Annotated in this window: 25 protein-coding genes; 19 read left to right on the top strand and 6 right to left on the bottom strand. The window is 50.8% G+C overall.

The genetic code is table 11. The features are described from left to right. Nucleotide 1: 1 nt before the first annotated feature. Nucleotides 2–478, bottom strand: a complete 477-nt coding sequence (locus CRO57_RS15430) for a group I truncated hemoglobin (protein ID WP_244580113.1) — start codon at nucleotides 476–478, stop codon at nucleotides 2–4. A gap of 134 nt (nucleotides 479–612) precedes the next feature. On the opposite strand from CRO57_RS15430, the gene CRO57_RS15425 reads away from it, so the two are divergent. After that, nucleotides 613–1,554, top strand: coding sequence for a LysR family transcriptional regulator (locus CRO57_RS15425; protein WP_097154359.1), 942 nt, complete (start codon nucleotides 613–615; stop codon nucleotides 1,552–1,554). A 12-nt stretch (nucleotides 1,555–1,566) separates the two neighbouring features. On the opposite strand, the gene mutM is transcribed toward CRO57_RS15425, so the two are convergent. Together mutM and CRO57_RS15415 are read right to left on the bottom strand one after the other, a co-directional pair. Further along, complete coding sequence (gene mutM / locus CRO57_RS15420) at nucleotides 1,567–2,454, bottom strand: bifunctional DNA-formamidopyrimidine glycosylase/DNA-(apurinic or apyrimidinic site) lyase (protein ID WP_097154358.1); 888 nt, start codon at nucleotides 2,452–2,454, stop codon at nucleotides 1,567–1,569. Between the two features lie 23 nt (nucleotides 2,455–2,477). Continuing rightward, nucleotides 2,478–3,332: an SMP-30/gluconolactonase/LRE family protein gene (locus CRO57_RS15415; protein ID WP_210200887.1), complete on the bottom strand. Its 855-nt coding sequence runs from the start codon at nucleotides 3,330–3,332 to the stop codon at nucleotides 2,478–2,480. Nucleotides 3,333–3,449: 117 nt separating this feature from the next. On the opposite strand from CRO57_RS15415, the gene CRO57_RS15410 reads away from it, so the two are divergent. The 11 genes from CRO57_RS15410 to CRO57_RS15360 all read left to right on the top strand — a co-directional run bounded on the left by CRO57_RS15410 (nucleotide 3,450) and on the right by CRO57_RS15360 (nucleotide 14,373). Beyond that, nucleotides 3,450–4,238, top strand: a complete 789-nt coding sequence (locus tag CRO57_RS15410; protein ID WP_141401255.1) for a helix-turn-helix domain-containing protein — start codon at nucleotides 3,450–3,452, stop codon at nucleotides 4,236–4,238. A 141-nt stretch (nucleotides 4,239–4,379) separates the two neighbouring features. Next, complete coding sequence (gene ubiE, locus CRO57_RS15405) at nucleotides 4,380–5,171, top strand: bifunctional demethylmenaquinone methyltransferase/2-methoxy-6-polyprenyl-1,4-benzoquinol methylase UbiE (protein ID WP_097154355.1); 792 nt, start codon at nucleotides 4,380–4,382, stop codon at nucleotides 5,169–5,171. Nucleotides 5,172–5,173: 2 nt separating this feature from the next. Further along, nucleotides 5,174–6,760, top strand: a complete 1,587-nt coding sequence (gene ubiB / locus CRO57_RS15400; protein WP_097154354.1) for a 2-polyprenylphenol 6-hydroxylase — start codon at nucleotides 5,174–5,176, stop codon at nucleotides 6,758–6,760. 21 nt (nucleotides 6,761–6,781) lie between these two features. Beyond that, nucleotides 6,782–8,011: a bifunctional phosphopantothenoylcysteine decarboxylase/phosphopantothenate--cysteine ligase CoaBC gene (gene coaBC / locus CRO57_RS15395; protein WP_097154353.1), complete on the top strand. Its 1,230-nt coding sequence runs from the start codon at nucleotides 6,782–6,784 to the stop codon at nucleotides 8,009–8,011. Nucleotides 8,012–8,027: 16 nt separating this feature from the next. Further along, entirely contained in the window at nucleotides 8,028–8,492 is a 465-nt protein-coding gene (gene dut / locus CRO57_RS15390; protein ID WP_097154352.1) for a dUTP diphosphatase, read from the top strand. A 289-nt stretch (nucleotides 8,493–8,781) separates the two neighbouring features. Beyond that, nucleotides 8,782–9,750 carry a cysteine synthase A gene (gene cysK, locus CRO57_RS15385; RefSeq protein WP_097154351.1) on the top strand — a complete coding sequence of 323 codons (969 nt, stop codon included), beginning with the start codon at nucleotides 8,782–8,784 and terminating at the stop codon, nucleotides 9,748–9,750. A gap of 121 nt (nucleotides 9,751–9,871) precedes the next feature. Further along, nucleotides 9,872–10,630: a DUF2259 domain-containing protein gene (locus CRO57_RS15380; RefSeq protein ID WP_097154350.1), complete on the top strand. Its 759-nt coding sequence runs from the start codon at nucleotides 9,872–9,874 to the stop codon at nucleotides 10,628–10,630. A gap of 37 nt (nucleotides 10,631–10,667) precedes the next feature. Continuing rightward, nucleotides 10,668–11,417 carry a molybdopterin-synthase adenylyltransferase MoeB gene (locus CRO57_RS15375; protein ID WP_097154349.1) on the top strand — a complete coding sequence of 250 codons (750 nt, stop codon included), beginning with the start codon at nucleotides 10,668–10,670 and terminating at the stop codon, nucleotides 11,415–11,417. Nucleotides 11,418–11,586: 169 nt separating this feature from the next. Then, entirely contained in the window at nucleotides 11,587–12,300 is a 714-nt protein-coding gene (locus CRO57_RS15370; RefSeq protein ID WP_097154348.1) for a TetR/AcrR family transcriptional regulator, read from the top strand. Further along, nucleotides 12,297–13,619 (top strand): phenylacetate--CoA ligase family protein, encoded by a 1,323-nt coding sequence (locus CRO57_RS15365; RefSeq protein ID WP_097154347.1) that lies wholly within the window; start codon nucleotides 12,297–12,299, stop codon nucleotides 13,617–13,619. Before CRO57_RS15370 ends, CRO57_RS15365 begins: the two co-directional genes overlap by 4 nt. After that, entirely contained in the window at nucleotides 13,612–14,373 is a 762-nt protein-coding gene (locus CRO57_RS15360; protein WP_097154346.1) for an enoyl-CoA hydratase/isomerase family protein, read from the top strand. Before CRO57_RS15365 ends, CRO57_RS15360 begins: the two co-directional genes overlap by 8 nt. A 63-nt stretch (nucleotides 14,374–14,436) precedes the next feature. On the opposite strand, the gene CRO57_RS15355 is transcribed toward CRO57_RS15360, so the two are convergent. Next, nucleotides 14,437–15,423: a 2-hydroxyacid dehydrogenase gene (locus CRO57_RS15355; protein ID WP_097154345.1), complete on the bottom strand. Its 987-nt coding sequence runs from the start codon at nucleotides 15,421–15,423 to the stop codon at nucleotides 14,437–14,439. 387 nt (nucleotides 15,424–15,810) lie between these two features. On the opposite strand from CRO57_RS15355, the gene CRO57_RS15350 reads away from it, so the two are divergent. The 3 genes from CRO57_RS15350 (at nucleotide 15,811) to CRO57_RS15340 (ending at nucleotide 17,960) form a co-directional block, all read left to right on the top strand. Next, nucleotides 15,811–16,290 carry an SH3 domain-containing protein gene (locus CRO57_RS15350; RefSeq protein WP_097154496.1) on the top strand — a complete coding sequence of 160 codons (480 nt, stop codon included), beginning with the start codon at nucleotides 15,811–15,813 and terminating at the stop codon, nucleotides 16,288–16,290. Nucleotides 16,291–16,327: 37 nt separating this feature from the next. Then, nucleotides 16,328–16,780 carry a GNAT family N-acetyltransferase gene (locus CRO57_RS15345; RefSeq protein WP_097154344.1) on the top strand — a complete coding sequence of 151 codons (453 nt, stop codon included), beginning with the start codon at nucleotides 16,328–16,330 and terminating at the stop codon, nucleotides 16,778–16,780. A gap of 118 nt (nucleotides 16,781–16,898) precedes the next feature. Then, nucleotides 16,899–17,960, top strand: coding sequence for a YeiH family protein (locus tag CRO57_RS15340; protein ID WP_097154343.1), 1,062 nt, complete (start codon nucleotides 16,899–16,901; stop codon nucleotides 17,958–17,960). An 85-nt stretch (nucleotides 17,961–18,045) separates the two neighbouring features. On the opposite strand, the gene irrA is transcribed toward CRO57_RS15340, so the two are convergent. Then, the gene (gene irrA / locus CRO57_RS15335) at nucleotides 18,046–18,462 is read right to left on the bottom strand and encodes an iron response transcriptional regulator IrrA (RefSeq protein WP_210200885.1); all 417 of its coding nucleotides are present in this window, start codon (nucleotides 18,460–18,462) and stop codon (nucleotides 18,046–18,048) included. A gap of 492 nt (nucleotides 18,463–18,954) precedes the next feature. Here irrA and fabA point away from each other — a divergent pair, with 492 nt between their 5' ends. The 4 genes from fabA (at nucleotide 18,955) to CRO57_RS15315 (ending at nucleotide 23,429) form a co-directional block, all read left to right on the top strand. Beyond that, complete coding sequence (gene fabA, locus CRO57_RS15330) at nucleotides 18,955–19,464, top strand: bifunctional 3-hydroxydecanoyl-ACP dehydratase/trans-2-decenoyl-ACP isomerase (protein ID WP_097154342.1); 510 nt, start codon at nucleotides 18,955–18,957, stop codon at nucleotides 19,462–19,464. Between the two features lie 191 nt (nucleotides 19,465–19,655). Then, nucleotides 19,656–20,876, top strand: coding sequence for a beta-ketoacyl-ACP synthase I (gene fabB, locus CRO57_RS15325; RefSeq protein ID WP_097154341.1), 1,221 nt, complete (start codon nucleotides 19,656–19,658; stop codon nucleotides 20,874–20,876). A 14-nt stretch (nucleotides 20,877–20,890) separates the two neighbouring features. Then, entirely contained in the window at nucleotides 20,891–21,697 is an 807-nt protein-coding gene (gene fabI, locus CRO57_RS15320; RefSeq protein WP_097154340.1) for an enoyl-ACP reductase FabI, read from the top strand. A 172-nt stretch (nucleotides 21,698–21,869) separates the two neighbouring features. After that, nucleotides 21,870–23,429, top strand: coding sequence for a putative bifunctional diguanylate cyclase/phosphodiesterase (locus CRO57_RS15315; protein ID WP_210200884.1), 1,560 nt, complete (start codon nucleotides 21,870–21,872; stop codon nucleotides 23,427–23,429). Nucleotides 23,430–23,601: 172 nt separating this feature from the next. On the opposite strand, the gene pnp is transcribed toward CRO57_RS15315, so the two are convergent. Further along, nucleotides 23,602–25,740, bottom strand: coding sequence for a polyribonucleotide nucleotidyltransferase (gene pnp, locus CRO57_RS15310; RefSeq protein ID WP_097154338.1), 2,139 nt, complete (start codon nucleotides 25,738–25,740; stop codon nucleotides 23,602–23,604). Nucleotides 25,741–25,932 lie beyond the last annotated feature (192 nt).

Here is a 25,932-nt window from a genome sequence, read left to right as displayed (position 1 = left end):
ATTATTTCACTTCAACAATGTCCTTGCGGGTGCCTTCAAAGAAAGCCACCACATCAGCCCGTTCTTTTTCCGGCACATTGAACTTGTCGAGCGTGGCTTTGAGGTGGGTGATCAGACGGTCCCAATCCTCACCATCAATGCGCATGCCAATATGGGTCAGCTTCATGTCGCGGCCAGTGTAATAGCGAGGGCCACCAGCCTGATTGGCAATGAAATCGATAATCAATTGCACTTCGCGATCAATACCGTCTTTACCGCGATGCGCCCAGAAACGTCCCATTTTCGGATCTGCCATCAGGCGCGCGGCCACATCATGGGTGACAGCGGTGATGGCATCATAGCCGCCCAGGCGCTCGTAAAGGGTCGGCTGTTCAGCCGCAACAACGACCGTTGGCATGGACAGGGCAGGCACTGCCAGAAATGCTGCCAAGGCAAGGATTTTAAGAGGGTTGGTCCGAGATACAGATCTGATCAACATTGATCTACTCCAGTTTTGGCTGGCACCTCTCTTCCTTGACGAGATGCCCGGTTTGGTCTTGCCAAAAAGCTAGAGAAAAATATATTATATTAGAAATTATAGTTTTGAATGTTATTTATAGAGAAATGATATAAATGAAATTGCGCCAACTCAGATTTGTCAAAAGCGTCGCAGAGACCGGCTCCTTCTCCAAAGCGGCTGAACAATGCTGCGCGACGCAGCCAACGCTCTCCAATGCCATTGCCCAGCTGGAAGAAGAACTTGGCGGCAGGCTGTTTGATCGCACCACACGCAAAGTAGAGCTGACAGCATTTGGCAATCACATTCTTGGCCGGATTGAAGAGGTATTATTGGCCGAACAGGAAGTTTTGCAAACCGCCAAAACCTATCACGATCCCAGCCATAAATTGCTGCGCATTGGCTTTTCGCCCCTTGTTGATATGGGACTTCTCAATCATATTCTGCAGCCCTTTTGTCATAAATATCAAGATATTGAGCTCTTCTTCAAAGAATGCCTGCTGGATGACTTATCAGAACGTTTGCGAGGTGATGTCATTGATATCGCCATCATTCCCTCCAGCATGCTTTCAGAAGAATATGAGCATGTATCCTTCTATGAGGATCCGCTCTTTTATATCGCAAGGGATGGAACAGATCTTACCAAACCAGGGGGTATTTTAAAGCTTACAGACCTGCCCTCCGATCCTGTCATCATGACCGGTGGAGGATGCGGCTTGAATGGTTCTCTTGATCATCTATTCAAGAACGAAGGCGCAGCACTCACGCCTTATCGCGGGCAGGCAATTTCCTATCAGGTGATAGAAGAATGGGCGGACTTGGGCATCGGCTCTGGCATTTTGCCGCAGGCAAAGATCTCTCAATCACGTAGCAACGCCTATCCTTTGACATTGAGGGATGGCACTGATGCTTCCTTTGAGTTTTGCTGGATCTGGCCAAAAGAGCTCGGTATGCGACCGCATATCGCTGACTTTATCGATTACATCCAGACCACAGTTCCATCGCTGATTGCAGGAAGTGATGGGATCTTGCCGATGCGAGCTCCGAGATCATTCTGAATTTGCGCGGATTTACTTCTGGCAGGACGAACAGAAGAAAGTGGAACGGCCGGACTGAACGATCCGCTCGATACTGCCTTTGCACCCTTCCTTGTTGCACGGCTCACCTTCCCTGTCATAGGTCTTGAAGGAATGCTGGAAATAACCCAATGTGCCATCCGCCTTGGTGTGATCTTTCAAAGTCGAGCCACCAGCCTTGATTGCCTCGGCAATGGTTGCACGGATCTCGTCGGTCAGCAGTTCCAGTTTTTTGGATGGCTTGCCGCTTTTCGTTACCAGCTCTCTGGCAGGCTTTCGCGGATCAAGACCCGAACGATGCAGGGCTTCGCAAACATAGATATTACCAAGCCCGGCGATCACATGCTGGTCCAGCAAAACCGCTTTGAGCGGTGCTTTTCGGCTGGCAAACAACGGGGCCAGATGATCCGCGCTTAATTCGTTGCCCACTGGTTCGACGCCCATTTTGGCAAAATAGGCATGATCAGCCAGTTCAGATCGGGCAATCAAGTCGAAGAAACCGAAGCGGCGGGGATCATTATAGAGGATCACAGCTCCATTGCTCATATGGAGCACGACATGATCATGCTTGGGTCGTTTACCCCGCTCGATATGAAAGGCCTCATCGGCAATCAGATGCGCTTCACCCTTTTCAATCACACGAAACGAGCCGGACATGCCGAGATGGATGACGAGCACTTGTCCGTCATCCAGATCAGCCAGCAGATATTTGGAGCGGCGGCCAAGGCTTGTGATCTCTCGGCCTTTCAAGCGTTCTGCCATCAAGTGAGGAAAATCAAACCGCAGATTTGGACGGCGAACTTCCGCTTTTTCGATGGTCTCACCTTCCATGAATGGGGCAAGTCCGGAGCGTACAGTCTCCACCTCTGGTAATTCTGGCATGGATGATCTTCCCTGATATTGGCTTACTTGAGCTCTTGTCTTTTCAACTCACCCTCTAGCATGAAAGGCAGAAGAAGGGCAGAGCCGTCATGGGAAATATCAGCAAGGCCTTGTTTCAGCTTCATGATTTCCTTTGCTTCGCCAGTGTCTGAGATCTCGAAGATCTGACCCGTGATCCAGTCATTGGTCAGAAGACGTCCTTTGAATCGAATGACCCCATCAAGATTGCCAACGCTTTTGGCAAGGGTGGTGACTGTCTTCTCCTTCAGCGAGATCGCCTTCAAGTCGCCGGGCACTTTGGTCGTGAAATCTGGCTGAATCTCCTCACCCCATGTTCCCACCAATAAGTGGTCATTCTCAACCAGCAGACCATTGGGATGAATGATTTCCTCGCCTTGATACCAGAGCGTCACCTTGCCATCGCGATAATGCCAGATACCATTGCCCATCCAGTCACTGATCCAGGCCTCCTTGCCATTACTGGTAACATCGTTGAGAAGCTTGGCGCCCGGGACGGCAATGGTTTCTCGTTTCTCACCGGTTTTGCCATCGATTACATGAATATTGCCAAGATCTGCAACGATCAGATCATGCCCAACCAGCGCCATGCCCTTGGGAGCATCAAGGCCGGTTACCCATTTCGCCTTTAACACCTTGCCGTCAGAGCTGATCTTGGACAGATAGCCCTTGCCATCCGCTTCCGTTGGATTGCCATTTATATTCGAGAGGATGTAATGCTGCCTGGCCTTGTCCCACAAGGCAGATTCTGGCCAGCTAAAGCCACTCAATGACCAATCCTCTTGCGCGGATACATTAATTGGGTTTGCAAACAGGCTTACAAGCGCGATTGAAGTGGCAACCAGGAAATTTTTCATCATTTTCTCCATGGAGATCTTGTGTTGAAAGTTGCCTTCGGGCTATCAATTTGCGTCTTTTTCTTCAAATTGATTTCCTATAGTATTGATTTTCGATCCTTTATCGGAGAATTTGGCATCATGAATGATGGATTGCGTCTCGACGCCTTTGACTTGATCAAACGGGCCATGAAGGCCCGGAGCATGACCTATGCGCAATTGGCCGAGTTGCTTGATTTGTCAGAACCCAGCATCAAGCGCATGTTTGCCGAACGCGACTGCAAGCTTTCACGGCTGATGAAAATATGTGGGCTGCTGGATCTGGACCCATCCGATCTGTTTGATCTCTCCAAACGCCACCAGTCCGGTCCCATTGAGCTGGATCGACAGGTAGAAGCCAAACTGGCCAGTGACCCCTCGCTCTTTCATTTCTTCATTCTGTTGCGCGAAACAGAGACAGCCGAAGATATTCGCCTTCGCTATCAGCTAAGCGGGGAGGATATCTTTCTCTATGGTCTCGCTTTGGAACGGCTGGGATTGGCGCGAGTTGATGAGAGTGGTGTGGTTCGGCTTGCCAATCATGGCCCGATCCGATTTCGTGCCGATGGCCCGTTACGGTCCTTGCTCAAGCAGCTCAACACCACATTTTTAGGTCGACTGATTGATGATCCATCTCATGAGGATGGCGATCTGTTTGCGACCCTGTCTCGTAAGATGAGCAGAGACACTTTTACGCATATCCGAGGGGAAATTGAGGTCTTGCGAGAAAAAATAGCCGAGCTTTCGCGGCAAGATCAGATGCTTCTGGGAACGCAGGACCTGCAAACCTTCAAACTGACCCTTGGTTGGGGCAAGATTGATTATCCCAATCTGCTCACCATTGAACCGAAAAACATCAGCGCTGAAACCAAGAATAATGAGCATATGTAGCTTCTTAAAAAGCTATTTTGACGCTGGTAACGTCATGGATATTTTCAATCCGATAGGCTATGGTCCAGCAAAGTTTGCAATGCTGAGCCCGCCTTTAACACAACGGCGTGAGCTCTATTCAGATTGGCAGAAGAAAAAACAATGGCTACTGGCAACCAAAAACGAACCGAAGACGTCACTGATATGGCGACTTCCTTCGGCTTTGAACAAGTCAAAGAGGGCAACAAGCAGCCTCTGGTCAATGATGTCTTTCACAAGGTCGCTGAACGCTATGACCTGATGAATGATTTGATGTCTGGTGGCATGCACCGCCTTTGGAAAGATGCCTTTGTGGCCTGGCTCAATCCACCACAGCGCTCAGCCAGCCCGTTCAAACTTCTGGATGTGGCGGGTGGTACTGGTGATATCTCTTTCCGCGTTGTGGATCGCGCCAAGGGCAATGCCCATTCGACCGTCTTTGATATCAATGGTTCCATGTTGGGTGTCGGTCGTGACCGCGCACGTGACAAAGGCCTGATGGACAATCTGGATTTTGTTCAAGGCAATGCCGAGGATCTTCCCTTCGAAGACAATAGCTTTGACGCCTATACCATTGCTTATGGTATCCGCAATGTTCCCCGCATCGATAAAGCCCTATCGGAAGCGCATCGCGTCTTGAAACGCGGTGGCCGGATCATGGTGCTGGAATTCTCCAACGTGGAGATGCCGGTTCTGGACAAGGTCTATGACCTCTTTTCCTTTCATGCGATCCCAAAGATCGGCGGTTTGGTGACAGGTGATGCCGAAAGTTACAGTTATCTGGTCGAATCCATTCGCAAATTCCCCAATCAGGCACGTTTCAAAGCCATGATTGAAGGGGCTGGCTTTGCACAAGTCTCCTTCCGCAATCTTTCCGGTGGCATTTCCGCCATGCATTCAGGGTGGAAACTATAAGCATGATTGGCTCTTCGTCCGCTTTGCTGCGTCTGGCCCGCGCCGGTTTCATTCTGGCGCGTGAAGGCGTCTTTTCCATTATTCAGCCGCCTGCTGATTTGCCTTTCCCAGCTCGCCTTGGTCTCTCCATTGCAAAATTGTTCGAGCGCTCTGGGTTGTCTGACAAAAGCAAGGGCGAACGCCTGAGTGTAGCTCTGAACCGTCTTGGTCCTTCCTACATCAAGATGGGTCAGTTCCTGGCAACGCGTCCTGACGTGGTAGGGCCGGAACTGGCGGAAGCCTTGTCCAGCCTACAGGATCGTGTGCCTGCTTTTGGCATGAAGGAGGCCAAGGAAGCGGTTGAAAAGGCGCTAGGAGCACCGGTTGATGAGCTGTTTGATGAATTCTCCGAACCCGTTGCTGCGGCATCCATTGCGCAGGTTCATAAGGCCAGCTTTATTGACCGTGATGGCGTGAAACAGACTGTTGCGGTCAAAGTGTTGCGGCCCAAAATTGCCGAGAGCTTTGCTCGCAATCTGGGTGGTTTTTATACCGCCGCCCGCTTGTTGGAAAAGATCCATGCACCAGCACGCCGTCTGCGCCCAGTTGCAGTGGTGGATACGCTTGCCCGCTCCATCCAGTTTGAGATGGATTTCCGCTTGGAAGCAGCTGCCATGAGCGAAATGGCGGAGCATTGCACGGATGATCAAGACTTTCGCGTTCCGACTATCCATTGGGAACGATCCGGCAAAAGCGTGATGACCATGGAATGGATTGATGGCATCAAGCTCAATGATATGGAAGGCTTGAAGGCTTCGGGACAGGATCTGAAGAAACTTGGCTCCAGTGTCATTCAGAATTTCCTGCGTCATGCTTTGCGCGATGGATTTTTCCATGCAGACATGCATCCTGGCAATCTGTTCATGGATCCCGATGGTCGTCTGGTGGCCGTTGATTTCGGTATCATGGGCCGTATCGGCCCGACCGAGCGTTTGTTTCTGGCTGAAATTCTCTATGGATTTATCTCACGCAATTATATGCGCGTGGCGCAAGTACATTTTGATGCTGGATATGTACCGCCAAGTGAGGATGTCGCAACCTTTGCGCAGGCCCTTCGCTCCATTGGTGAACCCATTCAGGGTCGCTCGGCGGACGAGATCTCAATGGCCAACCTGCTAGGGCAGTTGTTTGAGTTTACTGAAGTCTTCGGCATGCATACCCAGACCCAGTTGATCCTTTTGCAAAAGACCATGGTGGTGGTTGAAGGCGTTGCCCGGATGATGGACAATGAGCTCAATCTCTGGAACACATCCGAGCCAGTTGTCAAAGGCTGGATGGAAGAGAATTTTGGTCCCGGCGCCAAGATCAAGGAAGCAGCAGGTGGCCTGGCATCCCTTGCTCAGCTTTCCGCTGGTCTGCCGGAAATGGCCAAACGGGCCGAGCGTCTGTCTGTCAGCTTTGATGAAATGGGCCGCAATGGTATGCGCCTGGATGTTCAAACCGTTGCAGCAATCGGCAAGGCAGAAGCACGGGAAAGCCGTTCTGGTCGCGTGGCATTATGGGTGATAGCTGCGGCCATGACAGCAATTGCTGCTGGCATCTGGATGTAAAACCAACGAGCGGAGGCTGGAATGCTGACCAATAAACGAATTTTATTGATCATCTCTGGTGGCATTGCAGCCTTCAAGGCCATTGACCTGATCCGCCTTCTCAAAAAGGAAGGTGCCAGCGTCAAGGCCATCCTGACCAAATCCGCAACCGAATTTGTCACGCCTCTGACTGTCTCTACCTTGTCCGGCGAACCAGCTCTGACCAAGCTCTTCGATCTGACACGCGAAGCCGAGATCGGTCATATCGAGCTGTCCCGTGATGCCGATCTGGTTGTTGTGGTGCCTGCCACGGCCAATCTGATGGCCAAGATGGCTTATGGTCTGGCGGATGATCTGGCTTCCACCACTTTGCTCGCCACCGATAAACGCATCTTGATTGCGCCTGCCATGAATGTGCGCATGTGGGAACATGATGCCACGCAGCGCAACGTGAAGACCTTGCAGGCCGATGGCCATGTCATTGTCGGCCCGGATTATGGATTGATGGCTTGCAATGAAGAAGGCTTTGGTCGCTTGAGCGAGCCAGAAGACATTCTCGCTGCCATCAAGGAGCATATCGATACCGGCGCACTACCTCTCAAAATTCAGCAAAACGGTCCTCTTGCTGGCAAGCATGTCGTAATTACTGCAGGCCCGACCCATGAGCCGATTGATCCTGTGCGCTATATCGCAAATCGCTCTTCCGGCAAGCAAGGTTATGCCTTGGCCAAGGAAGCAGTGAAAGCTGGCGCGAAAGTCACGTTGGTCTCCGGCCCGGTGACATTGAATGCGCCTTCAGGTGTGGAGCGTATTTCGGTCGAAACCGCGCAGGAAATGCATGAGGCAGTGGCGAATGTCCTGCCCGCCGATATCGCCATCATGGCGGCCGCTGTGGCCGACTGGAAGGTTGCCAATCAGGGCACGGAAAAAATCAAGAAACAGGCTGATGGCAGCTTGCCAAGCCTGGAGTTTTCCGAGAATCCCGACATTGCCCGCTTTGTTGGGCATCACGAGAGCCAGCGTCCCAAACTGGTGATCGGCTTTGCCGCCGAGACCACCAATGTGGAAGAGCATGCCAAAGCCAAGCTGACCAAGAAGAACACAGACTGGATCATCGCCAATGATGTCTCGCCTGAGACCGGCATCATGGGTGGTGATCGCAATCAGATCAAGATAATCACCCGCGATGGCATTGAGGCTTGGGATGATATGCCCAAAGGCGATGTAGCCCGCAAGGTGATTGAGAAGATCGCCAAGACTCTCAGCAAGTGAATCTAAGGACACTTCCATGACCAAACTGGCTTTCAGAGCTCTACCTCATTTTGAAGGACTGAGCCTTCCACGCTATGAAAGCGCAGAGGCCGCTGGCATGGATGTTCGTGCAGCCAATGATGCAGATGAGCCGATTATATTGAAAGCCAATGGTGGGCGGGCTTTGGTGCCAACCGGTCTGACCATGGCACTGGAAGCGGGTTTCGAAGCGCAAATGCGCCCTCGCTCCGGCCTTGCTTTCAAACATGGCGTTACTGTTCTCAATTCACCTGGCACCATTGATAGCGATTATCGCGGTGAGCTGAAGATCATTCTCATCAATCATGGCGATGAGGATTTCGTCATCGAACGAGGCATGCGCATCGGCCAGATGATCATTGCACCGGTCCTGCAGGTCGAAGTGGTAGAAGTGGTAGAAGTGGACGCCCTACCTGATAGCGTTCGTGGCTCTGGTGGATTTGGTTCAACCGGGAAGCACTAAGTCTCGTACTAGCTATATCTTGCTTTTGCGGGGACGTGCGAAACATACGAGTTGTTTGAGTTTCGCAACCCTTCGAGTAGAATAATTTTCTACGCCAAACACACTCCCCCCACCCTATTGCAATTGCGTACCTTCAAATTTACGCAATGAAGATATCTTTTCCTCTTCATAAACAAAGGTTGGAACGAGATTCCTCGAAAGCGGAGCCGTGACTATCTACATTTGAGGTCAATGAGAAAGACCACCATATAATGGTCTTTGAGATTTTTGACTTTTCAAGGATAGTATCATGGCTAACTCCCCTAGAAGCACCGAAGGCCGCGGCCGTATTTACGATTCCATTGTCGATACCATTGGCAATACGCCCATCGTACGCTTGGACAAACTCGCCAAACAGCATGGCGTGAAAGCCAATCTGCTGGCCAAGCTGGAATTCTTCAATCCGCTTGCAAGCGTGAAAGACCGTATTGGTGTGGCCATGATTGAAAGCATGGAAGCCGCTGGAAAGATTACTCCGGGCAAAACCACTCTGATCGAGCCAACTTCTGGTAACACCGGTGTCGCACTGGCCTTCACCGCTGCTGCCAAAGGCTATCGCCTTATTCTGGTGATGCCTGAGACCATGTCCATCGAGCGTCGCAAGATGTTTGCCTTCCTTGGTGCCGAGCTGGAATTGACTGAGGGTGCAAAAGGCATGAAAGGCGCGATTGCCCGTGCTGAAGAGCTGGTCGGCAGCCTTGAAGATGCTATCATTCCGCAGCAGTTCCAGAACCCGGCCAACCCTGAAATCCATGAAAACACCACCGCCAACGAGATCTGGAATGATACCGATGGCAAGATTGATGCTTTGATTTCCGGCATCGGTACCGGTGGAACCATCACCGGTGTTGGCACTGCCCTGAAAAAACGCAATGCTGATCTGCACGTCGTGGCCGTCGAGCCAACCGACAGTCCGATTCTATCCGGTGGTGAGCCTGGCCCTCATAAAATTCAGGGCATTGGTGCAGGGTTTGTGCCTGATGTGCTGAATACCGCGGTCTATGATGAAGTGATCACCATCGCCAACGAAGATGCCTTCACTCATAGCCGTGAGCTGGCTCGTCTGGAAGGTGTGCCTGCCGGTATCTCTTCTGGCGCAGCCATTGCTGCGGCTCTGGAAGTTGGCAAGCGCGCTGATATGGCTGGCAAGAATGTTGTCATCATCATTCCCAGCTTTGCCGAGCGCTATCTCTCTACTGCCCTGTTTGAAGGCGTGTAAGACAGAACCAAGCGCATAATACTGAAAATTTTCAAGGCCGGAACCAAGTTCCGGCCTTTGTTTTTTCCAACTTCGCTCTCATACTCGATTGAGACAAGAATCATTGAGGGGATTTTGGATCATGATGCGGCACCATTTCATGGCCCCGATACGGGCAGGTCTGGTATTACTCGCTGTCACATTCGGGCTTTTCAGCAGTTTGGCAACCAGCGCATTTGCGGGCGAAGTCGCCGAATTTCGCGTTCATGGCTTTTCTGACAATGGACAATATTTCGCCTTCGAGGAGTTTGGTCGTCAGGATGGCTCCGGCTTTGTCTATTCCAATATCTATCTGATAGATCTTGAAAAGGACAAATGGCTGGACGGCAGCCCTGTCCGCGTCTTGGTGAAAGATGAGAACCAGCCGGTTCTAGCCGCCCGGGTCAAAGCTTCATCAGAAGCGCGCCCCCTTTTGGAGCGCTATCGCATTTCCGTTAGTGGAGCCTTACTCGCTGCCAATCCAATCACCGAGGTTGGCATTGACCCGATGAAACTATCCTTCAGTTTTCTGAAATATCCAATCTTGGGCAAGCAGGATAAACCTTACATCTTGCAACTCTGGCAGGAAGATGCCCAGGATTTTCACGGCTGCAATGATAACGGTCGGGTGATGGGTTTTGGTCTCGACATGAAACATGGAGAAGCTGGGGATCCACGAGAAATATATGAGGATAAAGAGGTTCCAAAGTCCCGAAATTGTCCAATTTCCTATCGGCTCGTAGCCGTATATTCCTCTTCTCGCTATAATCGCTCGGACTATGCGGTTGCATTGGTTGGGGTATATCAGCGCGGGTTTGAGGGACCTGGCATGCGCTATATTGCCGTTCCCATCAAAATGTGACGCGCCTCCCAACAAGCCAAGAAGATAGTGACCGACCATGCTGGATGAACAAGAACTGGAACGCTATGCCCGCCATATTCTCCTTCGCGATGTCGGAGGGCCGGGTCAGCAGAAGCTGAAAGCTGCGCGTGTTCTGATCATTGGTGCGGGTGGTCTTGGCTCACCTGTTCTTGCTTATCTGGCCGCAGCAGGCGTCGGCACTTTGGGTGTGGTGGATGATGACCATGTCTCCCTCTCCAACCTTCAGCGTCAGATCATTCATGATAGCGACGCGATTGATGTGCCCAAGGTCGAAAGCGCACGTCGGTCCCTTGCCCGCATCAATCCTCATGTGACACTGGAAGCGCATGAATGCCGTCTGGATGAGAGCAATGGTGCGGAACTCGTCGCCAAATATGATCTTGTGGTTGATGGCTCGGACAATTTCGATACCCGCTACCTGGTCGCAGATCTCTGCGAAACAGCTGAAGTGCCATTGATCACGGCGGCTGTCGGGTTGTTTGACGGATCGATCACAACTCTCAAACCATTTGACAGGAATGAAGCGGGGCAGCTCAACCCGCGCTACCGTGATCTCTTTCCGAAAAAGCCCGAAGCTGGCAGCATCCCATCCTGCGCCGAAGCCGGGGTACTCGGCGCGCTGACCGGCGTGATCGGCTCCCTTCAGGCTGTCGAAGTGATCAAGGAGATTGTTGGCCTTGGCGAAGGACTGGTCGGCCGTCTTATGCTCTATGATTCCCGCGCCGCCCGGTTCGAGACCATCAAATATCGCCGTCGGCCAGATTAAGCCCTCATTCAAAACATCTTAAAACTTTCAAGCCCTTACGATCATTTCGTGAGGGCTTTCGTTTGTCTACTCAAGTTTCTCAGATTCGAACTGAAGGATTGTTTGTTGCAATATTGGGAAAATTGAATATAAATGAAACTGACATCAGTTTCATTTTTTTGGATTTTTCATGTCTTTGTCCGCTCATCTTTCAACCTTTCTTCTATCGCAGCAGACAGACAACACTGTCTGTTTTGGCTTTTCTGCAAGTCTGAAGAACTGGCTGGAAGCGCAACGAGATGTGCTCAAGAAACGCGAGCGCACATCACTCTCACTTCAAATTGCTGGCTGCGATCTTTTGGATAGAGAAAGTCTCAGTCAGCTAACTGTTTCAAAGCTTTGCAAGGAAGCAGGGATTGCTCAGGGCACCTTCTATTTACATTTTCAGGATCGACATGATTTTGTTTCCCATTTGCTGCAGGCCTATATCGCTTTCCTGCAAGTGCAAATGAAACAGGCTTCACAATATGAGAGTGAAGATAGTGTGCGGGCGACAACAGCTGCCTATTATCACTTGTTTGAAGCCAATCTGGGTTTGATGAAATGCCTCATCCATCATCTGGAAGATTTCCCAGAAACAAGAGAAGCCTTTTTGCGGTTGAACAGAGAATGGGCGGATAGCGTCACTCATTCGACCATGAAGCGCTGGAAAAGTAAGGGGATCACTCAACCCTTCTCACAGGAAGATTTGCAAAGACGAGCCTATGCCTTGGGTGGATTGGTCGATCAATATCTCAATGTCCTTTTGTTGCACAAAGACCCCTATTTGAAATCTCTTTCAGATGACAAAGAGGCCGTGATTGACAGTCTCAGTGATATCTGGAAACGAGGACTGGCATTATGAGCTTACTGAAAAATGCAGAATGGGCGGATAAAGCTACCCTTGCAAGCCATCAGCAAACGCTTTGGGAAAAGCAAAGCACCTATGTGGCTGAACGCTCAGTCTTCTATCAAAAGCTCTGGCAGGGCACACGGCCCCCACAAACCTTATCCGACCTTGCTGCCCTTCCCTTATCGGACAAATCACAATTACGCCTCTCGCAAGCAAAGCATGGACCGTTCGGATCATATCTTGCTGCAGATCCATCAGAGGTCAATCGCCTGCACCGCACATCTGGAACCACAGGTCAGGCCATGAATCTGGCTTTGTCAGCAAGGGACTGTCACATCACTGCGGTGGTCGGCGGACGAAGCCATCGGGCGGCTGGTCTTAAAGCGAGTGATAAAGTGGTCCATTGTCTGAATTATCAAATGTGGATGGGTGGAGTAAGCGACCATCTAACACTTGAGCAAACTGGTGCCATGGTCGTTCCCTTTGGGGTTGGGAGCAGTGAATTGCTCATTCGGACAATTCAGGAAATTGGTATCAATGCAATCTCATGCACACCGAGTTATCCATCCGTTTTGGAGCGCGTTCTGGAATCACATTTTCCCAATATCGATCCAAAGGATTTGGGACTGCGACTAGGCCTCTTTGGTGGTGAAGCAGGACTGGATGATCCTGCTTTTCGGCAACGGCTGAAAGATGTCTGGGGAATGGAACCCAGAAACGCCAATTATGGCGTATCTGATGTTTTTTCCAACTTTGCCAGCCAGTGCGAACACGACACGCACCTGCATTTTCTGGGAAGTGATATTCTCTATCCAGAACTGATTGACCCTGACAATGGCCAAGTACTCGATATGCAAGATGGGCAGATTGGCGAACTGGTTTTGACGCATCTTGCCAAGGACTGCCAACCACTGGTCCGGTTCCGGACAGGCGATATTCTGCAAATTGTTGCTTCAGATCCATGTTCATGTGGGCGTACTGGCATGCGCTTCAAGGTGATCGGGCGCTCTGATGATATGGTGGTTGTTCGGGGGCTGAATGTCTTTCCTACCCAAATTGCGGCCATCCTTGGATCCATGCCGCAATTGTCGGGAGATTACCGGATCATTCTCGATGGACATCCACCTTATGATCGCTTGCCAGTTCATGCCGAAGTCGCCAAACAACAAGGCATAAGCGATGCACTAGCCAGAGAGGTTGAAGCCCTGATCAAGAAGCGTCTTGGCGTGACCGCCGAAGTTACACTGCGCCTCTTTGCTTCTTTTCCGACAACCGAGGGCAAAACAAGACGGGTTTTGCATTCAGCAAAAGACGGAGTGGGTCATGTCTGATTTTTGCTATGAAACGGTCACTTCACAAATTGTGGCAGATGGCGTTCGCAAGATCAGCCTGAATCGCCCTGATGTTCTCAATGCGATGAACCCTTCGTTGATCGCGGATCTGGCACAAGCATTCGAAGATGCCAACAGAGATAGCAAAAGCCGCGTCCTTATCCTGACCGGAGAGGGTCGCGCCTTTTGCGCAGGCGATGACCGCAAGGCCCACCGTCATCCAGAAAGTGAAAGTGAGGCCCGTCAGCTAACGCTCGCCATTCAGCGCGTGACACGAGCAATCAGCTTAGGCGAAAAGCCGGTCGTCGGTGCCATCAATGGCTGGGCCGTCGGGGGCGGGTTCGAATGGGCGATCAATTGTGACTTTCCCATTTGGGCGGAAAGCGCTAGGGGGTTCTTCCCCGAAGTCTCGCTTAATCTGTTTGTAACCGGAGGAGTGACTTCTCTTTTGCCAGCCTTGGTTGGCTTGAACAAGGCACGGGAGATGCTGTTTTTTGGAGAACGGTATAGCTCAGCAGAGCTTTTGGAACTTGGCGTAGCCTGGCGCATGGTTGGCGATGAGCAGCTACAATCCGAAGCCCTCGCTGTAGCTCAGAAGCTGGCCAATTTACCGCCGCTCTCCGTTCGTGCGATGAAACGCGTTCTGAACCAAAGTGCCTTTCAGAATTTGAACAACGCCATGGACAGGGAGACCGAGGCCACCATTGCCGGTTTCATGGATCCACAGACAACAAAACTGCTGCAGGATTTCTAATAAGAAAAACCCGCGAAGAGCATGAACTCCTCGCAGGTGATTACCTCTACATTTCCACTGCCATCAGAGCATGGATGGCAAGACGCGATCTGGTGGACGATGACCATCCATGAAGGTCTTGATATTGATGATGACCTTCTCGCCCATATCCGAGCGGCCTTCCAAGGTCGCCGATCCCATATGCGGGATGAGCACAACACGATTCGACTGCGCCAATTTCGGATTGACCGCAGGTTCATGCTCGAATACGTCAAGCCCAGCACCGGCAATCTCGTTATTGAGGACCATGCGAGCCAGAGAGTTTTCATCAATCACTTCGCCACGAGCGGTGTTGACGATATAGGCGTCTGGGCGAATCAGTTTCAGGCGGCGTGCAGACAGCAGATGATATGTGCCTGGCGTATGCGGACAATGGATGGAAATCACATCCATACGGGCCAGCATCTGATCGAGAGATTCCCAATATGTCGCTTCATGCTCCGCTTCAACAGCTGCGGGCAAGCGCCGACGATTGTGATAATGGATCTGCATACCGAAAGCCTTGGCGCGACGTGCCACTGCCTGCCCAATACGGCCCATACCGATGATGCCAAGGCGTTTGCCCCAGATCCGGTTGCCGAGCATCCAGGTCGGGGACCAACCTTGCCATCCGCCCTGCTCCATGACGGAAATGCCTTCCATCAGGCGGCGCGGCACGGCCAGAATCAGAGCCATGGCCATATCGGCGGTATCTTCTGTCAGAACACCCGGGGTATTGGTCACCACGATTCCGCGCTTGTTGGCAGTGGCAACATCGATATTGTCCACACCATTCCCAAAGTTGGCAATCAGCTTGAGACGATCACCGGCCTGCGAGATCACAGACGCATCAATGCGATCAGTCACGGTTGGGACCAGTACATCCGCACTTTTCATGGCCTCGACCAGCTCGGCCTGATTCATCGGCTTGTCTTCAAGATTCAAACGAGTATCGAATAATTCCCGCATACGGGTTTCCACACTATCGGGAAGCTTGCGGGTGACAACAACGGTCGGCTTGTTTTTCGCCATAGGTTCGCCCTAATCATGCCTCAAATGTCGGGCCGATCTGCAATCTTGGCCTGCTTTTATCTTGACGCGATAGAAGGACAGGCTTAAACGGCAGAGCCTGATCATTTCATCAGCTCTTTTCTTTTGCAGGGCACATGATTTGCGCCACAATCTATGTCTAGCAAATGCTGGCGCGAAAGGTAAGGTCTGATCGGATTGTTCCTTGGTCAAAGGTGCCGCAGGATAAAAAAGAGAATTGAGGGAAAGTCATTCCTCTTTAAATAAAGATTTAATGGTTTGGTTTACGCTTTTTCCATGCGACAGAACACTTTGGTACAGATGGCCCAGGCAAGACTTACCCAAAATAAATTTCTTAAGGTTCTACCAGCCCTTATCTTAAGCCTTGTGATGCTTGAGATTGGTTCTGTCTGGGCTCAGGGAACCTCTGTTGGTCCATCTGGTTACAAGGTACCACGATTTGTCAGTCTGAAATCAGACCGCGTCAATGTGCGCGGCGGTCCAAGCACTGATCATAAAGTGAAGTGGATTTTCCGTCGTGCCGGGCTTCCTGTCGAGATCATTCAGGAATTCGAAAACTGGCGTCGTGTTCGCGATTCTGAAGGTGAGGAAGGTTGGGTCTTCCATTCCCTTCTTTCTGGCCGCCGCACCGCGCTGATCAGCCCATGGCAGAAGCCAGGCACATTGCTCAGCCTCAAGGAAGAACCCCAGAATGACGCATCCGAAGTGGTCAAGGCGCAGGTCAATGTTCTGGTTGATGTGATGAAGTGTAAAAACAATTGGTGTCAGGTGTCAGCACAGGGACGCCAGGGCTGGTTGCGCGCCAACATGCTTTGGGGCATTTATCCCGATGAAGTGATCGAAGAATAGTCAAATCACGGTCTGCTCGCGATACAGGAGCAGGACAATGATTATTAGGCCAGCGACAGAAGGTGATCTACCCGCCCTTCTGAAACTCTATCGATCCCTCATCCCTAATGATCCTGTCCTTGATGAAGATAGAGCGGTCGAGATATTCCGGCAGTTTCACAATCGGGCTATGGGTAAGATCTATCTCGGCCGGGAAGAAGGCCAAGCTGTTGCCAGTTGCTGCCTTGTCATTGTTCCCAATCTGACACGTGGTGGGCGCCCTTATGCATTGATCGAGAATGTCGTCACTCATATTGAGCATCGTAACAAAGGGTATGGCAAAAGCATTATACGCCATGCTTGTGATCAGGCCTTTGAGCAGGGGTGTTACAAAGTGATGTTGATGACAGGATCACAGAACCCTGAAGTTCTGCGATTTTATCTCGCTGCCGGATTTGTGCAGGACAAGACAGGCTTCCAAATGAGAAATGTTCCGCGGCGAATTGAATAGAAAGGCAATCTTTGTTTGACCCAAAATGCAGGATCAACACTTGCAATTGGCCTGAACGCAAAATTCTGCTAACCAACATGCGCGCATTGCATTTAAATCTCTACTCTCCAAAAGCACCATGTCCATCACTGATCCAGCATCTCCCTCTCCAAAGGGCGCCTTCAGCCAACTAAGAGACCAGATTATTGATCACTGGCCTGGCTTCCTTGTTGCAACAATGATTGCTGTAACCGCCAGTTATTTGTCAGAGCATCACGGCGGACCGGTGATGCTCTATGCATTGCTGATTGGTATGGCCTTTCATTTTCTCTCGCAAAACCCTCGCTGTGCAGCAGGCCTCAGTTTTGCCGCAAAGAAACTCTTGCGGATTGGTGTTGCTCTGCTAGGTCTTCGGATTTCCTTTGATCAGATTCAACAATTGGGTATCGAGATGGTGCTTCTGGTCATTTTGGCAGTTGTGGGAAGTCTGGCCGCAGGTTTGCTCCTTGCGCGTTTTTTGAAAAAAGATGTTGCTTTTGGCCTTTTGACTGGCGGGGCTGTAGGAATTTGCGGAGCATCCGCTGCCCTTGCCATCAGTTCGGTCATTCCCTGTTGTGATGAAACCCGACAGAGATTGGAAAATGATACGCTCTTTACCGTTATTGCTGTCACAACTCTGTCCACCATTGCCATGGTGACCTATCCAACCATTGGTTCCATGCTCGGCATGAATGATCAACAGATGGGTATCATGTTCGGGGCAACCATTCATGATGTTGCTCAGGTGGTCGGAGCTGGCTATGGCGTCTCCGACGAGGCAGGCGATACAGCTACGATCGTGAAGCTGGTGCGGGTCATGATGTTGTTACCAGTCATGATCATAGTTGCCGTGGTCATGCGCCAAGTCTTCAAACAATCACAATCAGAACAACAGCGCGATTTTCAATTTCCCTATTTTGCTCTCGGGTTTGTAGCTTGCGTGTTTCTCAATTCCTTTGGCTGGGTTCCTGATGTTGCACATCTTATCCTGATTGATACATCCCGCTGGAGCCTGATCATTGCCATTTCGGCGCTCGGTGTCATGACCACGCTACAATCCATCGTGGCACTGGGAGCTAGGCATCTTTATGTCGTGGTGTTTGAGACATTGTTCTTGCTGTTTGGCGTTATCCTTGCAATTCACTACCTGTTTCAGGCATGAAATCCAAATTCGGGCCATAGGTCATTGTTCACTCATATGCCTATGAGCGGGTATCCTGGATCGTTATCTGGATAAAAAGTGCGGATCAGTTTTTCTTGCGGCGCAAGCGAACAACCACATCCACCCGGGTGATTTCCATACCTTCGGGGACTTCGGGAAGAGCATCAACACTCATGCCGCCGGGAATATCAACCACGCGATTGTCTTCTTCAAAGAAGAAATGATGGTGATCCGAAGTATTGGTGTCAAAATATGCCTTGTTGCCCTCAACGGCAACTTCCCGCAAGAGACCTGCTTGCGTAAACTGGTGCAAGGTATTGTAGATTGTTGCCAAGGATACGGATACATTTACCTTTTCCGCTTCCTGTTGCAACAATTCCGCAGAGACGTGGCGATCTCCCTTTGCAAACAGCAACTCAGCCAGAGACAGGCGTTGTCTGGTCGGGCGCAGTCCTGCGTCTACCAACATGTCGCGTGCTGAGCGTCTGTCAAAAGAGGGCATCAAGGGCTTCATACAGGCACTTCCCTATTCGGTCTTGCGGTCAATTCTTTGGTCCATCAACATATATTATGAGTGATATAGGGCTTTTTTGCAAATTCAGCAAGTATAAGTCGACATATTGTTTCAGTCTTTCGCCTGACAGGAAAAACACCTAGACCCTATTGGGTGAGCTCAATTTGGTCTAACTCAGCTCTGGGAACTCTCTTTCTTTTGCATTGGATTACTCTCCCAATCCGGCAGGACGCACACCGGCAACGAGAAAAGCTGTGGGCCACGAAATTTTCGTCTGCTAAGCCTAGTGCAAGTGTTAAGAACAGGTTATAAGCAGTTTGACCTTTATCCTTTGCAATGGAGCCCTTGTTGCACCATTGATAGAAGCTGACATACCCGATTAAGCCGGGCAGACTGTCACTTCAACAAGCACTATCTGGCCAGCTTAATTTTGCCTTTTTTGAAAGGCACAAAAGCGGCGAACAAGAGAATGGACACCTGATGGAACAGCGCCAATCCAGCTTTACCTTTGAAGAAATTCTGACCTGCAGCCGCGGCGAAATGTTTGGTCCGGGCAATCCGCAATTGCCTTTGCCTCCAATGCTGATGCTGGACCGAATTACCGAAGTGAGCGAGGATGGTGGCGAGCATGGCAAAGGCCATATTCGTGCAGAATATGACATCAATCCCGAGCGCTGGTTCTTTGATTGTCACTTTGCAGGTGATCCAGTCATGCCGGGCTGCCTTGGTCTTGACGCCCTTTGGCAGATGACCGGCTTCTATCTTGGATGGCTGGGCCTCGAAGGCAAGGGCCGGGCCATTTCGGTTGGCGACATCCGCTTTGCAGGCCAGATCACCCCGGAAACCAAAATGGTTGAGTTCGGTGTTGACTTCAAGCGCGTCATGAAAGGCCGCTTGATCCTTGGCATTGGTGATGGTTGGGTAAAGGCGGATGGCGAAACGGTCTTTACTGCGAAAGATTTGCGTGTTGGTCTGTTCAAAGATCAATAAGTTAATGAGCCTATTGGTGGATCGGTTGAGCATGCCCATATAGCGGGCATGTGCTTTTCTGATTGGAGTGCTTTGCGCTTTGAAAAATGGCCTTTTTGTCCTATGTCAGTGACAGATAGACATTGAGGCTGATAGGGCTAAACCTATCTGCCAGACATGAAGAGCCCCAAGATTGATAGTGAGGCCTAACTATGAGACGAGTTGTCATTTCCGGTTTGGGTATTGTTTCCTCTATTGGTAACGATGCCGACCAGGTCACTGCATCCCTGCGTGATGCCAAGTCCGGCATTAGTTTTTCCCAGGATTTTGCCGATCATGGCTTCAAATGCCAGGTTTGGGGCGCTCCCGATATTGATACCAGCGATCTGGTTGATCGCCGCGCCAAACGCTTCCTCTCACAAGGTGGTGAGTGGAACCATGTTGCCATGAAACAGGCCATCGCGGATTCCGGCCTGGAGCAAGATAACATCACAAACGAGCGTACCGGTATCGTGATGGGTTCTGGCGGACCATCCACCCAGACCGTTGTTCAGGCCGCTGACATTACTCGCAAAAATGGCTCGCCAAAGCGCATTGGCCCATTCGCGGTTCCAAAAGCGATGTCTTCTACTGCTTCTGCAACATTGGCGACCTATTTCAAGATCCATGGCGTGAACTATTCCATCTCTTCGGCTTGTTCCACCTCTGCACACTGCATTGGCAACGCCTATGAATTGATCCAGATGGGTAAACAGGATATCGTCTTTGCTGGCGGCCACGAGGATCTGGACTGGTCCATGTCCAACCTGTTCGACGCCATGGGCGCCATGTCTTCAAAATATAATGACACCCCATCGACAGCATCCCGTGCCTATGACGCTACCCGCGATGGTTTCGTTATTGCTGGCGGTGCCGGCGTATTGGTTGTTGAAGAGCTGGAACATGCTCTGGCCCGTGGCGCCAAGATCTATGCAGAGATCGTTGGATATGGTGCAACATCTGACGGCTATGACATGGTGGCCCCTTCCGGTGAAGGCGCGGTGCGCTGCATGAAGCAGGCTCTGGCCACCGTCAAAGGCGATGTCGATTATGTCAATTGTCACGGCACCTCTACCCCTGTTGGCGATAAACAGGAAATCGGTGCGATCCGTGAAGTCTTTGGCGACAAGATGCCTCATATCGCTTCTACCAAATCCCTGACAGGCCACTCCCTGGGTGCTGCTGGCGTACAGGAATCCATTTACTCCCTGTTGATGTTGCAAGCAGGTTTCATTGGTGAATCCGCTCACATTACCGAGCTGGATCCGGAATTTGACGGTGTGCCAATCGTTCGTGACCGCATCGACAATGCCAAGATCGATACGGTTCTGTCCAATTCCTTCGGATTTGGCGGCACCAATGCCACCTTGGTTTTCCAGCGCTATAACGGTTAAGAGGTCTTGTATCCATGACTGGTTTGATGACGGGTAAACGCGGCCTTATCATGGGTGTCGCGAATAGCCATTCCATTGCCTGGGGCATTGCCAAGACCTTGGCCGATCAGGGAGCTGAGCTTGCCTTCACCTATCAGGGTGAAGCCCTTGGCAAACGGGTAAAGCCGTTGGCCGAGAGTGTCGGCTCTGACATCGTTATGCCATGTGACGTAGAAGACCTGGCTTCCGTTGATGCTGTCTTTGACACATTGAAGGAAAAATGGGGTTCAATTGATTTTGTTGTTCATGCCATCGGCTTTTCCGACAAGAATGAGCTCAAGGGTCGCTATGCAGACACAAGTCGCGAGAACTTCACCCGTACAATGGTGATTTCCTGCTTCTCCTTTACCGAGATTGCCAAGCGTGCAGGCGCTATCATGAATGAGGGTGGCTCCATGATCACCTTGACTTATGCCGGCTCTGTCCGTGTCATGCCCAACTACAATGTCATGGGCGTCGCCAAGGCGGCACTGGAGAGCTCTGTGCGCTATCTGGCAACTGATTTTGGTCCAGAGGGCATTCGTGTCAATGCCATCTCTGCCGGCCCTGTCAGAACGCTTGCAGGCGCTGGAATCTCGGATGCACGCCAGATGTTCAATTATCAGCGTGATAACAGCCCATTGCGCAAATCCACCACTATTGAAGATGTGGGTGGAACAGCACTTTATCTGCTGTCTGATCTGTCTTCTTCGGTTACTGGCGAGACGCATTATGTGGATGCGGGCTACAACACTGTTTCCATGCCAACACTGGATACACTTGGGTATCTGGACAAGCGTTAAAGTCGAGCTACAAAATATAAATTCATGCAAAAGGGGAAAGCATCAGCTTTCCCCTTTTGTTTTTGGACACAGTGTCGCCTTTGCTTTTGCTTAACCATCTCTCTTAGCTTCAAATTTATTTCCTATCACTAGAGTGCAAGCGATGTAGTCAATGTAGCCAGAAGGCATGAGGATGTCGGTGACTTCACCTCGCAAATTCGGACGAAACAAAAAACAATGGTTCTTTGTGGGCGGATTGGCCATAGCCAATCTCTTTTATGCTGCTTTCGTATTCTGGCTTCTGGGTGATGAGAGCCAATGGTTGGGTCTTGTTCAGCTGGCCATGATCGCCCTTATTTCCGCCTTGTCCTTTGCCATTTTCTATCGCTTCAACAAACGTGAGATAGAAATGAAGAAGGCGTTTGAAGACTTGTCTGCCAACGACAAATTGACAGGTCTCAGTACGCGCGCGAAATTTTCCCAAACAATCAATACCTATCTTTCAAACTCCAAAAAAACTGGTCCGTTCGCCTTGATGCTGTTGGATATTGACCGCTTCAGGGAAGTAAACACAACACTGGGCTATGGTGGGGCTGATCAGTTATTGAAGGAAATAGGTAATCGTTTGGTGCATTTCACAGGGCAACGAGCGGAGTGTGCTCGCTTGTCGGGTAACGAGTTTGCCATCCTTGTGCGTTATGATGGCAGTGGCGAAGATTTGCAGCAACGTATGCAAAGCCTCTTCACAGCTCTCTATCGTCCCTATATCTGTGATGCCCGCTCCATGGAGATCACTTTTTCAGGTGGTATTTCTCTCTATCCCGATGATAGCCTCGAAGGGTCTGAACTAGCGCATTGCGCTCAGTTTGCTCTTCAACGGGCCAAGCAACAGGGACACAACAAGATCTATTGTTATGAAGAAGGTGCAGATGAGAAGATCCATGATCTGCAACTGCTTTCCCAAGACATGGACAGGGCTCTGAAGAATAACGAGTTCAAACTGTTCTTCCAGCCACAATTCAGCTTCGCCACCGGCGAACAGGTTGGTTTCGAAGCCTTGATTCGTTGGGAGCACCCACAAAGAGGGTTGATTTCGCCGGGTGATTTCATTCCTATCGCCGAACAGAATGGCTTTATTATTCCACTGTCTGAATTTGCCCTTCTGGAAGCTTGTAAAGCTGCGGTCAGCTGGCATAATCCTTTGCGCGTTGCCGTCAATTTATCACCCGTTCAGATACAGCATATCGATATTGTGGAACTGACCGAACATGCCTTGCAGGAAACCGGTCTGGATCCCGCCCGCCTTGAACTGGAAGTAACCGAAAGCCTGTTCATCAACATTTCAGATGGCACGGCAGAAATGCTGCAAAAGCTCCAGAAAATGGGTATTTCCATTGCTCTGGATGATTTTGGTACAGGCTATTCCGGCCTCAATTATCTGAGCAATTTTCCGTTTGACAAGCTCAAGATTGATCGTAGTTTTGTCAAGGATCTTACCCACGACCAAGGTGCCATGGCCATTATTTCGGCTGTTATCGGCATGGCAAAAAGTCTGGACATGCGCATCACTGCAGAAGGCATTGACAATAAGGAAGTCCTGGAAATCCTCAAGATTGCGGGCTGCCATGAGGCACAGGGCTTCCTGCTTGGCAAGCCGCGCGACATAAATCTTGTGCCCGGTGTGGAGATGGAAACTTCCCATACACATTCTGGTAATGAATTGAATTCCAGGCACGATACGAAGGCCGCTTGAGGATTTCAGAATCCCTACTTCTTTAAATCATCAGTCTCTCTCGCACAATTTGTGCTCATATTGGATTTGATGAAGTATTAATACTTGCTCTGATCGTCTATAACAGACCAAGAAAAACCCGCAGGCAGCATCTGCCAGCGGGTTTTCAATTCGTCAAGAAGCTAATGGCTGATTAGTCAGCGTTGGCTTCTTTCTTTTCTTCACGCTTGATCTCTTCGCCAGTTTCCTGGTCCACGACTTTCATGGACAGGCGTACCTTGCCACGCTCGTCAAAGCCCAGCAGCTTGACGAAGACGCTGTCGCCTTCTTTAACCACATCGGTCACCTTGTTGGTGCGCTGTGGGGTCAACTGAGAGATATGAACCAGGCCGTCACGCGCACCGAAGAAGTTTACGAAAGCACCGAAGTCAACGGTTTTGACCACTTTGCCTTTGTAAATCTCGCCAACTTCCGGTTCTGCTGCAATGGACTTGATCCAGTTGACAGCTGCGGTGATCGCAGCACCATCAGAGGAAGCCACCTTGATGGTACCATCATCAGAGATATCAACTTTTGCGCCGGTTTTTTCTGTAATTTCACGGATTACCTTACCGCCAGAACCAATCACTTCACGGATCTTGTCGGTTGGGATCTTGAAAGTCTCGATGCGAGGAGCATGTTCGCCAACTTCTGGACGAGCCTCGGAAAGAGCGTTGCCCATTTCTTCGAGAATGTGCAAGCGGCCGCCCTTGGCCTGCTCCAGAGCAACCTTCATGATCTCTTCGGTAATGCCATCAATCTTGATGTCCATCTGCAAAGAGGTGATGCCCTCGGAAGTACCAGCGACTTTGAAGTCCATGTCACCCAGATGATCTTCATCACCCAGAATGTCAGACAGAACTGCATATTTGTCGCCTTCTTTGATCAGGCCCATTGCAATACCGGCAACAGGTGACTTCAGAGGAACACCAGCGTCCATGAGAGACAAGGAAGTACCACAAACAGTCGCCATGGAAGAAGAACCGTTGGATTCGGTCACTTCAGAGACAACACGCAAGGTGTATGGGAAATCATGATGGGCAGGCAGCACTGGGCGAACTGCACGCCATGCCAGTTTACCATGGCCGATTTCGCGACGACCGGTGAAACCAACGCGGCCCGCTTCGCCTACAGAATATGGAGGGAAGTTGTAATGCAACAGGAAGGTTTCCTTGTAGGTGCCTTCCAGAGCATCAACAAATTGCTCATCATCACCAGTACCGAGTGTGGCAACAACCATTGCCTGGGTTTCACCACGGGTGAAAAGTGCAGATCCATGGGTGCGTGGCAGAGTGCCCACTTCGGATTTGATCTGACGAACGGTGGAAAGATCGCGACCGTCAATGCGAGTGCTTGTCTCGATGATCTGGCCGCGAACGATGCCAGCTTCAACTTTCTTGAAGACATCGCCCACAACGGATGTTGCAGGTGCTTCTTCGTTCTCGGCGTCGCACAGCGCTTCGACCACTTTCGCCTTAACCGCATCAATCGCATCGCGACGCTCGGTCTTGGAGGTGATCTTGTAAGCGTCAGCCAGCTCGGAACCAACGATTTCGGTAACTTTGGCTTTCAGCTCGGAATTGTCCGGAGTGACGAATTCGCGAGGCTCTTTGGCCGCTTTTTCAGCCAGACGGATGATAGCGCCGATCACAGGCTGGAAGCCCTTGTGACCAAACATAACTGCATCCAGCATGGTCTGTTCTGGCAGATTCTGTGCTTCGGATTCCACCATCAGAACTGCATCAGAGGTACCAGCGACCATCAGGTCCAGCTTGGATTCTTCCATCTGGTCGACAGCCGGGTTCAAGACGAACTCGTCATTGATCAGACCAACGCGTGCACCACCGATCGGGCCCATGAATGGAACACCAGACAGGGTCAGAGCAGCAGAAGTTGCTACCATGGCCAGTACGTCTGGATCGTTTTCCATGTCGTGGCTCATCACAGTGACGATCACTTGTGTTTCGCACTTGTAGCCTTCAACGAACAAAGGACGGATCGGACGGTCGATCAGGCGGGAAACCAATGTTTCCTTCTCGCTTGGGCGACCTTCACGTTTGAAGTAACCGCCAGGAATTTTACCGGCCGCATAGGCCTTTTCCTGATAATTGACGGTCAGTGGGAAGAAATCGAGACCTGGCTTTGGCTGCTTTGCAGACACAACGGTCGCAAGTACAGTTGTACCACCAAGGGACGCCAGAACAGCACCGTCAGCCTGGCGGGCAATTTTACCGGTCTCCAGGACGAGCTGTTGGCCGCCCCATTCAATTTCTTCACGTTGAATATCGAACATTCAAATGTCCTTTCATAGATGCCCCCATACATACATTTTCAACGGGGCATGTTTGGCATATTTGCCACGGGCAAGACAACGAGGGGCCTTGCGTCACTCGATTGAGGGCAAAGCCGCTGGCAATCCTGCCGGTGACTCATTCTAACAAGGGCCAACCCTTATAGGCCCGGATCCCTTGTTTCATCTCTTGCT

This window comes from Cohaesibacter gelatinilyticus (assembly GCF_900215605.1).
Lineage (GTDB): Bacteria > Pseudomonadota > Alphaproteobacteria > Rhizobiales > Cohaesibacteraceae > Cohaesibacter > Cohaesibacter gelatinilyticus.
The sequence above is the reverse complement of the archived record's forward strand: the minus strand, read 5'-3'. Positions and strand labels throughout refer to the sequence as shown.

Excerpts from the sequence above, each read along its gene's own strand:
- ubiE (WP_097154355.1), top strand. The coding sequence starts at position 4,380 with ATGGCTACTGGCAACCAAAAACGAACCGAAGACGTCACTGATATGGCG.
- coaBC (WP_097154353.1), top strand. The coding sequence starts at position 6,782 with ATGCTGACCAATAAACGAATTTTATTGATCATCTCTGGTGGCATTGCA.
- irrA (WP_210200885.1), bottom strand. The coding sequence starts at position 18,462 with ATGCCCTCTTTTGACAGACGCTCAGCACGCGACATGTTGGTAGACGCA.
- fabI (WP_097154340.1), top strand. The coding sequence starts at position 20,891 with ATGACTGGTTTGATGACGGGTAAACGCGGCCTTATCATGGGTGTCGCG.
- mutM (WP_097154358.1), bottom strand. The coding sequence starts at position 2,454 with ATGCCAGAATTACCAGAGGTGGAGACTGTACGCTCCGGACTTGCCCCA.
- CRO57_RS15345 (WP_097154344.1), top strand. The coding sequence starts at position 16,328 with ATGATTATTAGGCCAGCGACAGAAGGTGATCTACCCGCCCTTCTGAAA.
- CRO57_RS15430 (WP_244580113.1), bottom strand. The coding sequence starts at position 478 with ATGTTGATCAGATCTGTATCTCGGACCAACCCTCTTAAAATCCTTGCC.
- CRO57_RS15380 (WP_097154350.1), top strand. The coding sequence starts at position 9,872 with ATGATGCGGCACCATTTCATGGCCCCGATACGGGCAGGTCTGGTATTA.
- fabB (WP_097154341.1), top strand. The coding sequence starts at position 19,656 with ATGAGACGAGTTGTCATTTCCGGTTTGGGTATTGTTTCCTCTATTGGT.
- fabA (WP_097154342.1), top strand. The coding sequence starts at position 18,955 with ATGGAACAGCGCCAATCCAGCTTTACCTTTGAAGAAATTCTGACCTGC.
- ubiB (WP_097154354.1), top strand. The coding sequence starts at position 5,174 with ATGATTGGCTCTTCGTCCGCTTTGCTGCGTCTGGCCCGCGCCGGTTTC.
- CRO57_RS15315 (WP_210200884.1), top strand. The coding sequence starts at position 21,870 with ATGTCGGTGACTTCACCTCGCAAATTCGGACGAAACAAAAAACAATGG.
- dut (WP_097154352.1), top strand. The coding sequence starts at position 8,028 with ATGACCAAACTGGCTTTCAGAGCTCTACCTCATTTTGAAGGACTGAGC.
- CRO57_RS15365 (WP_097154347.1), top strand. The coding sequence starts at position 12,297 with ATGAGCTTACTGAAAAATGCAGAATGGGCGGATAAAGCTACCCTTGCA.
- CRO57_RS15340 (WP_097154343.1), top strand. The coding sequence starts at position 16,899 with ATGTCCATCACTGATCCAGCATCTCCCTCTCCAAAGGGCGCCTTCAGC.
- CRO57_RS15375 (WP_097154349.1), top strand. The coding sequence starts at position 10,668 with ATGCTGGATGAACAAGAACTGGAACGCTATGCCCGCCATATTCTCCTT.
- cysK (WP_097154351.1), top strand. The coding sequence starts at position 8,782 with ATGGCTAACTCCCCTAGAAGCACCGAAGGCCGCGGCCGTATTTACGAT.
- CRO57_RS15360 (WP_097154346.1), top strand. The coding sequence starts at position 13,612 with ATGTCTGATTTTTGCTATGAAACGGTCACTTCACAAATTGTGGCAGAT.
- pnp (WP_097154338.1), bottom strand. The coding sequence starts at position 25,740 with ATGTTCGATATTCAACGTGAAGAAATTGAATGGGGCGGCCAACAGCTC.
- CRO57_RS15425 (WP_097154359.1), top strand. The coding sequence starts at position 613 with ATGAAATTGCGCCAACTCAGATTTGTCAAAAGCGTCGCAGAGACCGGC.
- CRO57_RS15370 (WP_097154348.1), top strand. The coding sequence starts at position 11,587 with ATGTCTTTGTCCGCTCATCTTTCAACCTTTCTTCTATCGCAGCAGACA.
- CRO57_RS15350 (WP_097154496.1), top strand. The coding sequence starts at position 15,811 with ATGCTTGAGATTGGTTCTGTCTGGGCTCAGGGAACCTCTGTTGGTCCA.
- CRO57_RS15355 (WP_097154345.1), bottom strand. The coding sequence starts at position 15,423 with ATGGCGAAAAACAAGCCGACCGTTGTTGTCACCCGCAAGCTTCCCGAT.
- CRO57_RS15415 (WP_210200887.1), bottom strand. The coding sequence starts at position 3,332 with ATGATGAAAAATTTCCTGGTTGCCACTTCAATCGCGCTTGTAAGCCTG.
- CRO57_RS15410 (WP_141401255.1), top strand. The coding sequence starts at position 3,450 with ATGAATGATGGATTGCGTCTCGACGCCTTTGACTTGATCAAACGGGCC.